This is a genomic window from Agrobacterium sp. 22-209-1, assembly GCF_053522485.1.
In genome coordinates this window covers 546,517-559,931 of the sequence record NZ_JBNWCH010000003.1, presented here as the reverse complement: position 1 = coordinate 559,931, position 13,415 = coordinate 546,517, and the positions used below count along the sequence as shown (strand labels likewise).

The following is a 13,415-nucleotide window of genomic DNA, read 5'->3' as shown; positions in this document are numbered from 1 at the left end:
AAATATGGAGACTGATGACATGTCTTATTTTCTCGCTGAACTTTATTCGGCCAAACCAAGCTGGAAGGCCTTGAGCGGCGAGGCGCGGGCAGCTTTTTTTGCCCGGATCGGCGCGGGCATGAGCGCGCTTTCTCAGGCGGGTATCGAGGTGATCACAACGGGCGCGGTCGATACCTCGCTGGGCCACGCATCCCCCCATGAATTCTTTGCGCTGTGGCGTTGCCGTGACCGGCAGGCCCTTTCTCTTCTGGTGGAGGCAATCGCTGACAGCGGATGGCATGACTATTTCGACACGGTGAATGCGGGCGGGGAGGGTGCCGGCATGGCAAACCATCTCCAGCAGCTTGCAGCGGTCTGATCCGCCGCCTGATCGAGGCTGCCGCCGTGGCGGTCTCGATCGCGATCGAGAACGACTGTGAACACGTTCGAGGTCTGCTAAGCGTTGCCATATGTTTCGGGACCCGTCATGACCGGGATGATCCTGAGGTGTTCCTCTTTCAAACGGCGTTTGCCGAATGGTGCCGATAAACGAGGTCTTCGGGATCTGAACGGGGCGCTTTCGGATCGAGCATGCCGCCGATTCGCTCGGCAACGGCTGCAGATTTCCGATTGTGCGGCGAGACGTAGCTGACAAGCGAAGGCAGGTTCAGGGTCTTGAAGGCCCAGTCGCGCAGCGCCGAGGCGGCTTCCGCCGCATAGCCGTATCCTTCATGGCCTTCGTAAAGCAGCCAGCCCAGTTCCTTTTCCGGAAACAGCGGACCGTGATTGATGCCGACCTGGCCGACACATTGTCCCGTTGCGTCAAGCTCGATCATTAGTGCGCCATGGCCGAAAAAGTACCAGTTGGCCTGATCGTGGCAGAACACACCCCATGTCGAGGGCAGGTCGTAAGGCCCGCCCACACCGATAGAGCGCAATGACATCATGAAATCCCGATAGGCCGGAAAGTCTGTGATCATCAGCGGGCGCAGCGTCAGGCGTTCGGTCCTGAGGGTGGGGATAGGGTGGTTCATGTGCCATCATCCTTTTGCGGCGCATAGCCAAGCTCTTCTTCCCTCATTCCTGTACAAGCACAGGAAAGAGGGAGTATCCATGCGCCGGAATATGATCGTGTGTCGTAATATGCCAATGACACCGTTACCTGCGACCTTCAAATCACAACAAAAAACCCGCCGTTTCCAGCGGGTCTTTTAAAAACTGTCCTGTCCCGGAAATGGATCAGGCGGTTTCGAGGAATTCCGTCGCGCCATCTGGCTCGCGCAGAACATAGCCGCGGCCCCAGACGGTTTCGATGTAGTTGGCGCCGCCGGCGGCGTTTGCGAGCTTCTTGCGCAGCTTGCAGATGAAGACGTCGATGATCTTCAGTTCCGGCTCGTCCATGCCGCCATAAAGGTGGTTCAGGAACATTTCTTTGGTCAGCGTCGTGCCCTTGCGCAGCGAAAGCAGCTCGAGCATCTGATATTCCTTGCCGGTCAGGTGAACGCGCTGGCCACCCACTTCAACCGTCTTGGCATCGAGATTGACGATGAGTTCGCCGGTGGAGATGACCGACTGCGCATGGCCCTTGGAACGGCGGACGATGGCGTGAATGCGGGCAACAAGCTCATCCTTGTGGAACGGCTTCGTCATGTAGTCGTCTGCGCCGAAGCCCAGGCCGCGCACCTTGTCCTCAATGCCGGCCATGCCGGACAGGATGAGGATCGGCGTCTTGACCTTGGAGAGGCGAAGCGTTCTCAGAACCTCGTAACCCGACATGTCGGGCAGGTTGAGGTCGAGAAGAATAATGTCGTAGTCGTAGAGCTTGCCCAGATCCACGCCTTCCTCACCGAGGTCGGTCGTGTAAACGTTAAAGCTTTCCGACTTAAGCATCAGTTCAATGCTCTGCGCTGTCGCGCTGTCGTCTTCAATAAGTAGAACCCGCATAATTATCCCCTTTGCCGCCCGCGAACCGGTAAATCATTGCCTCGCGCGATGCGGATCCAGACGTTGCCTGATTTGCAGGCTGCCACCAAATGGTTAACAAATTCTAATTGCCTTTGGCAAGGTGTATCGAATTTATTAAGCAAAGTAGGCATTTCGCTGTTTTTGCACGTGAATCCACCATCGCCAAAATTGAAGCTTAACGTGAGGAAATCCCGTTAAGTGATTCAATCGACTCTTACATCGTCGGGTCCATTTTTTTGGACCTGGCATTTACCGACCCTTAAATGATCGTGTTTATCATTAACGATGCCCGTAAACGAAAGGTTAACGGCGGCGGTTTTTTATTAACGCCGGGTAACTTTTGGGAATCATTCCGGGACAGGGGGCAACCCTTGCGGAAAAACGGGCGGGTTAAACGGGCCGATCAGGGTGGCATAGTGCCTTTTTGATCCGGGTCTCGCTATCCATGGAGTATTGCGTATGAAGTCGCGTGACAGCCTGGTTCGCCTGAAGGAATTTCAGGTCAATGAAAAACGCCGGCAGCTTAACCAGCTGCAGCAGATGATGTCCGAGTTCGAGCGGATGGCAAAGGAACTGGTGCATCAGATATCTCTGGAAGAAAGCAAGTCGGGCATTACCGATCCGACGCATTTCGCCTATCCGACCTTCGCCAAGGCCGCGCGCCAGCGGGCGGATAATCTTCAGGTCTCGATCCGTGAGCTGAAGGCCCAACAGGAAGCCGCCGAAGCTTCGCTGGAAGAGGTGCAGGCCGAATATGAAAAGGCCGCTGCCCTCGAAAACCGCGACGGAGCCATCCGCGCCCGCGCCTGACCTATAGGCGCAGGAGGTTACGAGGATCGTCCTCATTGACGGCTGCCGGTGGATCAGGAGGCGGCTTTCAATGACGGGACGCCATGCATTTTTTCGAAAGGCCGCTCGTTCAGGGCGGCCTTTTGTTTTGCCGCGTCGCCGGTGTTTTCCGCCGGGACGGTCGGGCCTGATTTCGATTGTCCCGACCTGGGGAAAGGCGTATTTTACGGAGGTTCCGACCGTGAGCCGGAGGCTTTTACGCGCACGCGCCCCGTGCGGGTGCGGGCGGCACTTGCAGGGAGGAAAAAATGGCCCGCCAATATATAGATTGCCGCGAATTCCCCAGTGACAGCAGATGCACCGTTGCCATCTCCGCCGATTCTCCGGAGGAGCTTATGGAAGCGGCCGTGCAACATGCCGTGGCTGTGCATGGCGCAAAGGATACGCCTGAATTTCGCGAGGAAGTCCGTCACAGCATGCATGCGGGAACACCGCCGCTGAAGGTGGCGTGACGTCCTTTTATGAATAACGCGATATCTGGAACGGTTGTTGAGGGATCAGGTGTAAACCGCTTGTTTCTTCTCCCCGGCGGGAGAAGAAATATGCCGTGACGCTTGCGCTATACTGCCGGGTTACCCCTGGATAACATCCGCCCATTCGGCATGGCGCAACGTCTGGGCCTTCAAGAAGGGGCAGAGTGGAATGATTTTCCAGCCGCCCTTACGGGCTTCATCGATCGCATGGGCGGCGAGCGCCTGGCCGACGCCTTTACCGCGCAGCGCATCGGGCACGCCGGTATGGTCGATGATGATGAGGGAAGGGGAAGTGCGCGAATAGGTCATCTCCGCCTTGTGGCCGTCGATGGTTGCCGAGTATTCGCCGTGCGATCCGGTTTCGGTTGTCTTGATGTCCATGATGAGCGCCTTCCGCATTGCTGTTCGTTGTCGCCACTGTACCGGCTTCAGCCTGAATTGAAACAGCATGATAGCAAACGCAGCGGACACAAACCGGCGACAATCACCGGCTCTGTAGCGCAGTTCTCAGATGGACATCCGAAATTAGACCGAAAACCCCGTCGATAATCCGGCGGGGCGTTCTCTACACTCGGTCTGGGCGCGTTGCCGCGCCGGCCCACTGTTTAGTGGCGATATTGCTGGATGCGCGTGGTGCGCAGGCCGGCAAGGCCATGATCGGAGATCGAGGACTGCCAGGACAGGAATTCTTCGACGGTGAGCGTATAACGCTCGCAGGCTTCCTCGAGGCTCAGCAGTCCTCCGCGTACGGCGGCAACCACCTCGGCCTTTCTGCGAATGACCCAACGACGGGTATTGGCAGGCGGAAGATCCGCAATCGTCAGAGGGCTGCCATCGGGGCCGATGACATATTTAACTCGTGGGCGTATCATTTCGGTCATTGGACACTCTATACAAACTCAAGACCATATGACGGGAACTCTATCCCGGTACCTTTAAAAATTGCCTAAGCAGCTCGTGACAATTTATTAAGAATTTGAACGGTTTCGCCTGATTTGTTCGAGTCGCCTTATTTTGCCGGGAAAAAATTTTTCCAAAAATCGCAATTTTTCTCTCTCACCGGTTGTTTCCGTCAAAGTGCCGCAAGCGAAAGGCACGTTTTCCTATCGCCCTGGGTAAATTCCGCCGTTCCCTCATGCTGCAGCCGCAGGCGGTCGCCGGCATCGAGAGAAAGAATGGATGTGGCCGACTGCTGGGTGCCGGTGGCGGAGACGTTGCCGGCGATGCTGAAGCTGGTCGCCGCACCATTGATAAAAAGCGTCACCCGGTGGCCGGAAGAGGAGACCACGGCGAGCGTCAGGGCCGCCAGATAAAGGCCTTTTGCCGGAACGACGAGTTCACGCCCGCCGCCATTGACGGCATCACCGAGCGTAAAGCCGCCCTCGGCGATGAAGAGCACGGAAAAACCAGCCGCCGAGCCGTTGGCGGGTTTCGTCGTGCCCGCCGGCAGGCCGGCAACAGTGAGCGGGCGGTTCGGCATCGAGACCCGGCCATCGCCGCTGCAGAGAAGTGCGGTGTGCCATGAGGCACCATCCTTGCTGGTCTTGATCGAAAAGCCGTCATTGCCGGCAAGGCCCATTTCCGCCCGGCCGCTCCAGCCGGACTGGAACACCAGCGAGGCGGTATCGGTTTTGCCTGCCTTGTTGACCGTCATGCGGTGGCTGCCGTCTTCCGGCCCATGGGTGAAGAGGCTGGCGGGGGAGGCGAGCGCCATGCGGTTGGCGGCGTCTGCCTCCGTGCCGATGCCCAGCCTTTCCAGCCGACCGCTTGCCGGCAGCGGCAAGTCGCGCCAGTTTCCGTCCTGCAGGACCCGGTATCTGCTTTCGGCCGCGAACCATGCCGTCCAGCCGGGCTGCGGCGTGATCGAAAGCCATGCGCCATCCTGCCGGAAGGCAAGTCTGCCGCCCTTGCCGGCCCAGTCGTCGGTGGCGCCGGCGGAGAGAAGGAAGCAGTCTCCTTCCGCTGCATCTTCGGGCGGTGTCGCGACGGTGGCCCTGACGACGAGCTGCACGATCGCATCCAGCCTTTGCAGGGCTTCGTTGTGGGTGACGTGCTTCTGGGCCTGCGAGGGCAGGATATAGGGAAGCCGAAGTCTTGCCGTCTGTTCCGTCATGGTGTGCCTTCCGCGCGGTTGTGTTCGTTTGCGGGGCATTGTGATGTGGCGGGATGGGGTGGGGATGAGTGGGGATGGATTATTTTTGGAGGCTTCGGCGTATGCCGCTTCACCCCCCTCTGCCCTGCCGGGCATCTCCCCCTCAAGGGGGGAGATCGACTCGTGGATAGGTCTCGCCTATCACGACGTTTACGAATGAAGCGGTGGTAGCGCCTCCTGCCGATCTCCCCCCTTGAGGGGGAGATGCCCGGCAGGGCAGAGGGGGGTGAAGCGGCATACGCCGAAGCTCACCAAGGCAGAAATCCGATCCACCCGTTGCAGTAGCCGCAGGAGACGGCAAGCGGGTATTACCCCGCCTGTTCCACCGCCATCGCCCCTTCGGCAATGAAATCCGGATTGGCCAGCGCATCCTCGCCGTCACCCCTCACCGCATAGGCAAGCGGCTTACCCTCGCAATCGAGCGTCCTGCCGCCGGCGGCGCGCAGCACGGCGTCGCCGGCGGCCGTGTCCCACATCATGGTGCGGCTGAAGCGAGGATAGATATCGGCGGCGCCCTCCGCCAGCATGCAGAATTTCAGCGAGGAGCCGACGGAAATACAGTCCTTCAGCCCGTGTTCGGCCACGAAGGCTTCCGTTTTTGCCGTACAGTGGGAGCGGCTGATCAGCGCTACGGGGGAAGCGCCGCGCCGGCGCGCGCGGATGGGGCGGCGCGAAAGGACGACGCCTTCGCCGGAAATGGTGAGCTTTTCGGCGGCATTGTGCTCGCCCGTCCATGCCTGCCCGCGGCAGGGGGCGTAGACCACGCCGACCACGGGTACGCCGTTGCGGATGAGCGCGATGTTGACGGTGAAATCGTCCTTGCCGGAAATGAATTCCTTGGTGCCGTCCAGCGGATCGACGAGGAAGAACTCCGCACCGGTTTCCGGCAGGATGCCGCTCGACACCGCTTCTTCGGCAACCACGGGGATATCGGGAAAATGGGCGGCCAGCGCCGCAAGGATGATCGTCTCGGCCCGCTGATCGGCCTCGGTCACCGGCGAGCAGTCGTCCTTATACGACACATGCGGGCCGGCACGGTGGACCGCCATGATGGCCTGACCGGCGTCCAGCGCCGCTTTCGTCAATATGTCGATCATCTCTTTGCCAATTGATCCCGTCTGCGGGATATCGCCGTTCCGATCTTCGCTACTCCTTTGCCCGCCGCCCGTCAAATAATGGCGTCGGACAATGCTGAAATAAGCATCCGGCCGTCATTTTTTCAGCACTTCCTGCCAAAATCATGGCTCTTTTGACCGGGAAAGCGGCAGTCCATGTGGAAATTCCAAATTTTGTGCAGGATCGCCCGTTTTTGACTTCACATTTTTAACGAACACGATATGCATTTTGAGGGTGGGGGTCTGCCTGAAAGGCTTCCCCTATAATTAACATAACGAGGCGTGGCCCATTTGAGGCCATACCCGGGGGAAAGACATGGAGTATTTTATCCAGCAGCTCATCAACGGGCTGACTCTTGGATCGATCTATGGCCTCATCGCTATCGGCTATACGATGGTTTACGGCATCATCGGCATGATCAACTTCGCCCATGGTGACATTTTCATGCTTGGCGGCTTCGCCGCGCTGATCGTTTTCCTGATCGTGACATCCTTTGTCGCCGGCATTCCGGTGGCGCTTCTTCTGCTTTTGATGATGGTCGTCGCCATGTTGATGACCGGCTTGTGGAACTGGGTTATCGAACGCGTCGCCTACCGCCCGCTCAGAGGGTCGTTCCGTCTCGCGCCGCTGATCACGGCCATCGGCATGTCGATCGTGCTGTCCAACTTCATTCAGGTGACGCAGGGTCCGCGCAACAAGCCGATCCCGTCGCTCGTGACGGAAAGCTATCATTTCGGCGACATCACCGTGTCGCTGAAGCAGCTGATCATCATGGTCGTTACCTCGGTGCTGCTCTTCGCCTTCTGGTATATCGTCAACAAGACCCCGCTTGGACGGGCGCAGCGCGCCACGGAACAGGACCGCAAGATGGCCGCGTTGCTTGGCGTCGATGTCGACAAGACGATTTCGATCACCTTCATCATGGGCGCGGCGCTCGCCGCTGTCGCGGGCACCATGTATCTGATGTATTACGGCGTTGCGTCTTTCAGCGACGGCTTCATCCCTGGCGTCAAGGCGTTTACCGCAGCCGTTCTCGGCGGCATCGGCTCTCTGCCGGGCGCCGTGCTCGGCGGTCTGCTGATAGGCCTCATCGAATCGCTGTGGTCGGCCTATTTCTCCATCGCCTACAAGGATGTCGCGGCGTTCGGCATCCTGGCTTTCGTATTGATCTTCAAGCCGACCGGCATTCTCGGTCGTCCGGAAGTCGAGAAGGTGTGATCCCATGACCAATATCGCTTCCGACAATGCTGCTTCCAGCCCGAGCCTGATGGCGACGGCTGTGAAGGAGGGCCTGATTGCGGGCCTCGTATCGCTCGGCATGTTCATTCTTTATGTCGGCATCATCACTTATCAGGATATCAACAACCAGCTGATCTGGGGTACGCGCTGGGGCCTTCTGGCGATTTTCGTCGCCGTTGCCGCCGTCGGCCGGTTCCTGATGGTCGGCTTCATCAAGCCATCGCTGGACCGCCGCAAGCTGGCAAAGGCCAAAAGCGGCGTGCCGGAGATTTCCGAGGAAAAGGGCTTTTTCCACAAGCACTTCCTGAAGCTGGCGCTGGTCCTTCTGCTGCTTTATCCGGTGATCGCCGTGCAGCTCTTCGGCTTTCAGGGCTCGCTGAAATTCGTCGACAATTTCGGCATCCAGATCCTGATCTATGTGATGCTGGCCTGGGGCCTCAACATCGTCGTCGGCCTCGCCGGCCTGCTCGATCTCGGTTACGTGGCCTTTTATGCGGTGGGCGCCTATTCCTATGCGCTGCTCTCCAGCCAGTTCGGCCTGTCCTTCTGGGTGTTGTTGCCGGTCGCGGGCATTCTCGCCGGTTTCTGGGGCATCATTCTCGGTTTCCCGGTTCTTCGTCTTCGCGGCGACTATCTGGCGATCGTGACGCTCGCCTTCGGTGAGATCATCCGCCTCGTGCTTTTGAACTGGACGGATGTGACCAAGGGCACCTTCGGTATTTCGGGCATCGCCAAGGCGTCGGTTTTCGGCATCTGGTCCTTCGATATCGGCGCGCCGAACAATTTCGCCAAGGTTTTCGGCCTGTCCATGTCTTCGGCCTATTACAAGATTTTCCTGTTCTACGTGATTCTGCTGCTTTGCATGCTGACGGCCTATGTCACCATCCGCCTGCGCCGCATGCCGATCGGCCGGGCATGGGAAGCGCTGCGCGAGGACGAAATCGCCTGCCGTTCGCTCGGCATCGATACCGTCATCACCAAGCTCACCGCCTTTGCAACGGGTGCGATGTTCGGCGGTTTTGCCGGTTCCTTCTTTGCCGCGCGCCAGGGTTTCGTTTCGCCGGAGAGCTTCGTGTTCCTGGAATCCGCCGTCATCCTCGCCATCGTCGTTCTCGGCGGCATGGGGTCGCTCACGGGCATCGCCATTGCGGCGCTGGTCATGGTCGGCGGCACCGAGGCGCTGCGTGAAATGGAATTCCTGAAGCATGTCTTCGGGCCCGATTTCACACCGGAACTCTACCGTATGCTGCTCTTCGGTCTCGGCATGGTCATCGTCATGCTGTTCAAGCCGCGCGGCTTCGTCGGCTCGCGTGAACCCACGGCTTTCCTTAAAGAACGCAAGGCCGTCTCCGGCAGCTTTACCAAGGAAGGTCACGGTTGATGGCTTCCGGAACGGCAACAATGACACCCAATACGACTGGCGATACGATCCTCAAGGTCGAACATCTCTCGATGCGCTTTGGCGGCCTGATGGCCATCAACGATTTCTCCTTCGAGGCGAAGCGCGGCGAGATCACGGCGTTGATCGGCCCCAACGGTGCGGGCAAGACCACGGTCTTCAACTGCATCACCGGCTTTTACAAGCCGACCATGGGCATGATCACCATGCGCCAGCAAAGCGGCGAGGCGCATCTTCTCGAGCGCCTGCCGGATTTCGAAATCACCAAGAAGGCGAAGGTGGCGCGCACCTTCCAGAACATCCGGCTGTTTTCGGGCCTGACCGTTCTGGAAAACCTGCTGGTGGCCCAGCACAACGTGCTGATGAAGGCCTCGGGTTACACGATCCTTGGTCTCCTCGGCCTGCCCGCTTACCGGCGGGCGGTGGACGCCTCGATCGAGAAGGCCAAGTATTGGCTGGAAAAGGCGGATCTGATCGACCGTGCCGACGATCCGGCCGGCGATCTGCCCTATGGCGCGCAGCGCCGTCTGGAAATCGCCCGCGCCATGTGCGCCGGGCCGGAGCTTCTTTGCCTCGACGAGCCGGCCGCCGGCCTTAACCCGAAGGAATCGCTGGCGCTCAACACGCTGTTGCGCGGTATCCGCGATGAAGGCACGTCGCTGCTGCTGATCGAGCACGACATGTCCGTGGTGATGCAGATTTCCGACCATGTGGTGGTTCTGGAGTATGGCCAGAAGATTTCCGACGGCACGCCGGACCATGTGAAGAACGACCCGAAGGTCATCGCCGCCTATCTAGGTGTCGAGGATGATGAAGTGGAAGACGTGATTGCGGAAGAACTCGACGGAGGAGCGGCCTGATGTCTGGTGAACCGCTTCTGAAAGTCCAGGGTGTCGAAACCTATTATGGCAATATCCGCGCTCTGGCCGGTGTCGATGTCGAGGTCAAAAAGGGTGAGATCGTCAGCCTGATCGGCGCCAACGGCGCCGGCAAGTCGACGCTGATGATGACCATCTGCGGCAGCCCGCAGGCGCGCGCCGGCCAGGTGATCTTCGACGGCGAGGATATCACCCGGCTGCCGACCCATCTCATCGCCCGCAAGCGCATCGCCCAGTCGCCGGAAGGCCGCAGGATTTTCCCGCGCATGACGGTGCTGGAAAACCTGCAGATGGGCGCCAATCTCGATAATCTGAAATATTTCAAGGAAGACGTCGAGAAGATCTTCGTGATGTTCCCGCGCCTGAAAGAACGTCAGAGCCAGCGCGGCGGCACGCTTTCCGGCGGCGAGCAGCAGATGCTCTCCATCGGCCGCGCGCTGATGGCGCGGCCGAAGCTTTTGCTGCTGGACGAGCCGTCGCTCGGTCTCGCACCGCTGATCGTCAAGGGCATTTTCGAGGCGATCAAGAAACTCAACCAGGAAGAGGGGCTGACCGTCTTCCTCGTGGAGCAGAACGCCTTTGCCGCGCTCAAGCTTTCCGACCGCGCCTATGTGATGGTCAACGGCAAGGTGACCATGAGCGGTTCGGGCAGGGAACTGCTCGCCGATCCGCAGGTGCGCGCCGCCTATCTCGAAGGCGGACGGCACTGAAAGATTTTACTTGCGCCGGAAATTTTGCGGCGCAAGACTGCAAACGGTGGCCTGTCGTCCTTTCGGCCAAACCTTAAGGATCCATGGCGGGGTGCAAACAATAAAATGCCCGGCGGGAAAACGACGGGACGACAGACAAGGCAGGGCCAGGGCGTTTCAGCCCGGCACTGATGGGGAAAGAGATGCAGGGCCTTTTTTTCGAAACGGATAACGGCGTGCGGTATGTTCTGCGCGCGCTGGTTGTTCTTCTGGGTTTCTGGACAGCATGGCGCACGGGCAAGTCCGTGGCCGATGGCTGGGGCGGTTATACGCGGGTGGTGATCTATACGCTCGCTCTGGGTGTAGTGATGCGGTTTCTGCACTACGCGCTCTTTGCCGGGCCGTTCATCAACGGTTTCTATTACGTGTTTGACGTCGTTCTTCTTCTGGCTTTTTCCAGCGTCGGTTTCCGCATGCGCCGGACGAGCCAGATGGTCAATAACTACTATTGGCTCTACGACCGGACGTCGGCATTTTCCTACAAGAAGAAAGATTGACAGGCGGATTTTTCCGGCTGCACAATGCTCGTCAGAGTGGAACGGTTTCTGTTCGGTTAAGGTGGGTGTCGAACAGGTCCTTGCAATCAACCCATCCAAGGAACTGGGAGTAAAGTAATGAAGAAGTCTCTTCTTTCCGCTGTTGCGCTGACCGCCATGGTCGCGTTTGGCGGTTCGGCCTGGGCCGATGTCGTGATCGCTGTCGGCGCACCGCTGACCGGCCCGAACGCTGCTTTCGGCGCTCAGATCCAGAAGGGCGCCGAACAGGCTGCGAAAGACATCAATGCCGCCGGCGGCATCAATGGCGAGCAGATCAAGATCGTGCTGGGCGACGACGTATCCGACCCCAAGCAGGGTATTTCGGTTGCCAACAAGTTCGTCGCTGACGGCGTGAAATTCGTTGTCGGTCACTTCAACTCGGGCGTTTCCATTCCGGCCTCTGAAGTTTACGCCGAAAACGGCATTCTCGAAATCACGCCTGCTGCAACCAACCCGGTCTTCACCGAACGCGGCCTGTGGAACACCTTCCGCACCTGCGGCCGTGATGACCAGCAGGGCGGCATTGCCGGCAAGTACCTGGCCGATCATTTCAAGGATGCCAAGGTCGCCATCATTCACGACAAGACGCCCTACGGTCAGGGCCTTGCCGATGAAACCAAAAAGGCTGCCAATGCCGCCGGCGTGACGGAAGTCATGTATGAAGGCGTCAATGTCGGCGACAAGGACTTCTCCGCGCTGATCTCCAAGATGAAGGAAGCCGGCGTTTCCATCATCTACTGGGGCGGCCTGCACACCGAAGCCGGTCTGATCATCCGCCAGGCGGCTGACCAGGGCCTGAAGGCCAAGCTCGTTTCGGGCGACGGTATCGTCTCGAACGAACTTGCTTCCATCGCCGGCGACGCCGTCGAAGGCACGCTCAACACCTTCGGCCCCGATCCGACGCTGCGCCCGGAAAACAAGGAACTGGTAGAGAAGTTCAAGGCCGCCGGCTTCAACCCGGAAGCCTACACGCTCTATTCCTATGCCGCGATGCAGGCGATTGCCGGTGCGGCGAAGGCCGCCGGTTCCGTGGATCCGGAAAAGGTTGCCGAGGCCCTGAAGTCCGGCACTTTCCCGACCGCGCTTGGCGAAATCTCCTTCGATGAGAAGGGCGACCCGAAGCTTCCCGGTTACGTCATGTACGAGTGGAAGAAGGGTCCGGACGGCAAGTTCACCTACATTCAGCAGGGGACGTGAGTCTCACTGGATCATAGTCTATCGGAGCCCGGCAGCGATGCCGGGCTTTTATTTTCGAGGCGGACGCCTCCAATCTTCGCAATAACTGACCCCAGCCAAATTGGCGCGCGGGTCAACTGCAATCCCGACCTCAGCGCGTTTTCTTGACAAGCTGCTCCAATACCACGCCGGCTCTCTCCGATACCGGTACCTTCGGCAATATTATCGTTTCATAATCCAGCTCGTCATAGTCGCGGAGCAAACGCCCATATTCCTCGACCGCCGCATCGAAGCCATGTTTGCGCTCGCTGTCGCCCGTGTAAATTTCAGGCCATGGCGGGGTTAGGAAAACCAGGCGGTTATAGAGGTGTGAAGCCCGCAGCGCCTCGATGAAGGTATCGCCATTTATATGGCGAAGTGCTGAGGCGGCGTCGATCAGGCTGCGGTCGAAGAAGACGAGGCCCTCCGGTGGCGCATTCTGCCGGTCCTCGAGCGCCATGGCGATGGCCCGGCGGGCGAAGGCCTGCATGTCGATCCACGGCAGGGCGGTGCCGCCATTGCGGGTTTCCTGGACGACGATACGGCGGCCTGGTTCCTCGACGGTGGCGAAACCGCGTCGGGCTAGTTCGGCAAGCAGAGTGGATTTGCCGCCGCCGGAGCAGCCGGAAAGGATGATGAAACGGTCCATGGAATTTCTTTCCTGTGACAGGGTGCAGTTGGTCGAACATTGATTTTTTGGGTGGTGGGTCGCCGCTGGTTTCTTCTCCCCGAGGGGGGAGAAGGTGGCCCGAAGGGTCGGATGAGGGGGCAATCTCGCCGGAATTCGGAGACCTCGCCCCCATCCCGCTGCCGCGGACTTCTCCCCCTCGGGGAGAAGAAACAAGCCGCCGCCGCCCGGCCAATA

Annotated in this window: 16 protein-coding genes; 9 read left to right on the top strand and 7 right to left on the bottom strand. The window is 59.2% G+C overall.

Annotated features, from left to right (window positions below):
- The first annotated feature begins 19 nt into the window (after nt 1-19).
- Nucleotides 20-358 carry a DUF6616 family protein gene (locus ACQZ48_RS10585; RefSeq protein WP_077981605.1) on the top strand — a complete coding sequence of 113 codons (339 nt, stop codon included), beginning with the start codon at nt 20-22 and terminating at the stop codon, nt 356-358.
- Between the two features lie 139 nt (nt 359-497).
- On the opposite strand, the gene ACQZ48_RS10580 is transcribed toward ACQZ48_RS10585, so the two are convergent.
- Nucleotides 498-1,013, bottom strand: a complete 516-nt coding sequence (locus ACQZ48_RS10580) for a GNAT family N-acetyltransferase (protein ID WP_191217829.1) — start codon at nt 1,011-1,013, stop codon at nt 498-500.
- Nucleotides 1,014-1,218: 205 nt separating this feature from the next.
- Nucleotides 1,219-1,923: a response regulator transcription factor CtrA gene (gene ctrA / locus ACQZ48_RS10575; protein ID WP_003491823.1), complete on the bottom strand. Its 705-nt coding sequence runs from the start codon at nt 1,921-1,923 to the stop codon at nt 1,219-1,221.
- Nucleotides 1,924-2,403: 480 nt separating this feature from the next.
- Between ctrA and ACQZ48_RS10570 the strand changes: the two genes are divergently transcribed.
- Together ACQZ48_RS10570 and ACQZ48_RS10565 are read left to right on the top strand one after the other, a co-directional pair.
- The gene (locus ACQZ48_RS10570; protein WP_003491821.1) at nt 2,404-2,754 is read left to right on the top strand and encodes a flagellar export protein FliJ; all 351 of its coding nucleotides are present in this window, start codon (nt 2,404-2,406) and stop codon (nt 2,752-2,754) included.
- A gap of 287 nt (nt 2,755-3,041) precedes the next feature.
- On the top strand, nt 3,042-3,245 hold the full coding sequence (locus ACQZ48_RS10565; protein ID WP_077981414.1) for a DUF1059 domain-containing protein: 204 nt from the start codon (nt 3,042-3,044) through the stop codon (nt 3,243-3,245).
- 120 nt (nt 3,246-3,365) lie between these two features.
- Here ACQZ48_RS10565 and ACQZ48_RS10560 read toward each other — a convergent pair whose 3' ends face one another.
- The 4 genes from ACQZ48_RS10560 to cysQ all read right to left on the bottom strand — a co-directional run bounded on the left by ACQZ48_RS10560 (nt 3,366) and on the right by cysQ (nt 6,515).
- Nucleotides 3,366-3,647, bottom strand: a complete 282-nt coding sequence (locus tag ACQZ48_RS10560) for a GNAT family N-acetyltransferase (protein ID WP_191217830.1) — start codon at nt 3,645-3,647, stop codon at nt 3,366-3,368.
- 224 nt (nt 3,648-3,871) lie between these two features.
- Nucleotides 3,872-4,147 carry a CtrA inhibitor SciP gene (gene sciP, locus ACQZ48_RS10555; protein WP_004430042.1) on the bottom strand — a complete coding sequence of 92 codons (276 nt, stop codon included), beginning with the start codon at nt 4,145-4,147 and terminating at the stop codon, nt 3,872-3,874.
- Between the two features lie 191 nt (nt 4,148-4,338).
- Nucleotides 4,339-5,379: a DUF2793 domain-containing protein gene (locus ACQZ48_RS10550; protein WP_448728802.1), complete on the bottom strand. Its 1,041-nt coding sequence runs from the start codon at nt 5,377-5,379 to the stop codon at nt 4,339-4,341.
- Between the two features lie 347 nt (nt 5,380-5,726).
- The gene (gene cysQ / locus ACQZ48_RS10545) at nt 5,727-6,515 is read right to left on the bottom strand and encodes a 3'(2'),5'-bisphosphate nucleotidase CysQ (protein ID WP_077981415.1); all 789 of its coding nucleotides are present in this window, start codon (nt 6,513-6,515) and stop codon (nt 5,727-5,729) included.
- Between the two features lie 334 nt (nt 6,516-6,849).
- On the opposite strand from cysQ, the gene ACQZ48_RS10540 reads away from it, so the two are divergent.
- The 6 genes from ACQZ48_RS10540 (at nt 6,850) to ACQZ48_RS10515 (ending at nt 12,532) form a co-directional block, all read left to right on the top strand.
- Nucleotides 6,850-7,752, top strand: coding sequence for a branched-chain amino acid ABC transporter permease (locus ACQZ48_RS10540; protein ID WP_077981416.1), 903 nt, complete (start codon nt 6,850-6,852; stop codon nt 7,750-7,752).
- Nucleotides 7,753-7,801: 49 nt separating this feature from the next.
- Nucleotides 7,802-9,154: a high-affinity branched-chain amino acid ABC transporter permease LivM gene (gene livM, locus ACQZ48_RS10535; RefSeq protein ID WP_373692762.1), complete on the top strand. Its 1,353-nt coding sequence runs from the start codon at nt 7,802-7,804 to the stop codon at nt 9,152-9,154.
- Nucleotides 9,154-10,032, top strand: coding sequence for an ABC transporter ATP-binding protein (locus ACQZ48_RS10530; protein WP_191217832.1), 879 nt, complete (start codon nt 9,154-9,156; stop codon nt 10,030-10,032). Before livM ends, ACQZ48_RS10530 begins: the two co-directional genes overlap by 1 nt.
- Entirely contained in the window at nt 10,032-10,760 is a 729-nt protein-coding gene (locus ACQZ48_RS10525; protein ID WP_077981419.1) for an ABC transporter ATP-binding protein, read from the top strand. Before ACQZ48_RS10530 ends, ACQZ48_RS10525 begins: the two co-directional genes overlap by 1 nt.
- Nucleotides 10,761-10,942: 182 nt before the next feature.
- Nucleotides 10,943-11,296 (top strand): DUF6867 family protein, encoded by a 354-nt coding sequence (locus ACQZ48_RS10520; protein ID WP_077981420.1) that lies wholly within the window; start codon nt 10,943-10,945, stop codon nt 11,294-11,296.
- A 117-nt stretch (nt 11,297-11,413) separates the two neighbouring features.
- A complete protein-coding gene (locus tag ACQZ48_RS10515) occupies nt 11,414-12,532 on the top strand; it encodes a branched-chain amino acid ABC transporter substrate-binding protein (RefSeq protein ID WP_077981421.1) in 1,119 nt (372 codons plus the stop codon).
- Between the two features lie 130 nt (nt 12,533-12,662).
- Here ACQZ48_RS10515 and ACQZ48_RS10510 read toward each other — a convergent pair whose 3' ends face one another.
- On the bottom strand, nt 12,663-13,199 hold the full coding sequence (locus tag ACQZ48_RS10510; RefSeq protein ID WP_191217833.1) for an AAA family ATPase: 537 nt from the start codon (nt 13,197-13,199) through the stop codon (nt 12,663-12,665).
- Nucleotides 13,200-13,415 lie beyond the last annotated feature (216 nt).

Excerpts from the sequence above, each read along its gene's own strand:
- ACQZ48_RS10585 (WP_077981605.1), top strand. The coding sequence starts at position 20 with ATGTCTTATTTTCTCGCTGAACTTTATTCGGCCAAACCAAGCTGGAAG.
- ACQZ48_RS10580 (WP_191217829.1), bottom strand. The coding sequence starts at position 1,013 with ATGAACCACCCTATCCCCACCCTCAGGACCGAACGCCTGACGCTGCGC.
- ctrA (WP_003491823.1), bottom strand. The coding sequence starts at position 1,923 with ATGCGGGTTCTACTTATTGAAGACGACAGCGCGACAGCGCAGAGCATT.
- ACQZ48_RS10570 (WP_003491821.1), top strand. The coding sequence starts at position 2,404 with ATGAAGTCGCGTGACAGCCTGGTTCGCCTGAAGGAATTTCAGGTCAAT.
- ACQZ48_RS10565 (WP_077981414.1), top strand. The coding sequence starts at position 3,042 with ATGGCCCGCCAATATATAGATTGCCGCGAATTCCCCAGTGACAGCAGA.
- ACQZ48_RS10560 (WP_191217830.1), bottom strand. The coding sequence starts at position 3,647 with ATGGACATCAAGACAACCGAAACCGGATCGCACGGCGAATACTCGGCA.
- sciP (WP_004430042.1), bottom strand. The coding sequence starts at position 4,147 with ATGACCGAAATGATACGCCCACGAGTTAAATATGTCATCGGCCCCGAT.
- ACQZ48_RS10550 (WP_448728802.1), bottom strand. The coding sequence starts at position 5,379 with ATGACGGAACAGACGGCAAGACTTCGGCTTCCCTATATCCTGCCCTCG.
- cysQ (WP_077981415.1), bottom strand. The coding sequence starts at position 6,515 with ATGATCGACATATTGACGAAAGCGGCGCTGGACGCCGGTCAGGCCATC.
- ACQZ48_RS10540 (WP_077981416.1), top strand. The coding sequence starts at position 6,850 with ATGGAGTATTTTATCCAGCAGCTCATCAACGGGCTGACTCTTGGATCG.
- livM (WP_373692762.1), top strand. The coding sequence starts at position 7,802 with ATGGCGACGGCTGTGAAGGAGGGCCTGATTGCGGGCCTCGTATCGCTC.
- ACQZ48_RS10530 (WP_191217832.1), top strand. The coding sequence starts at position 9,154 with ATGGCTTCCGGAACGGCAACAATGACACCCAATACGACTGGCGATACG.
- ACQZ48_RS10525 (WP_077981419.1), top strand. The coding sequence starts at position 10,032 with ATGTCTGGTGAACCGCTTCTGAAAGTCCAGGGTGTCGAAACCTATTAT.
- ACQZ48_RS10520 (WP_077981420.1), top strand. The coding sequence starts at position 10,943 with ATGCAGGGCCTTTTTTTCGAAACGGATAACGGCGTGCGGTATGTTCTG.
- ACQZ48_RS10515 (WP_077981421.1), top strand. The coding sequence starts at position 11,414 with ATGAAGAAGTCTCTTCTTTCCGCTGTTGCGCTGACCGCCATGGTCGCG.
- ACQZ48_RS10510 (WP_191217833.1), bottom strand. The coding sequence starts at position 13,199 with ATGGACCGTTTCATCATCCTTTCCGGCTGCTCCGGCGGCGGCAAATCC.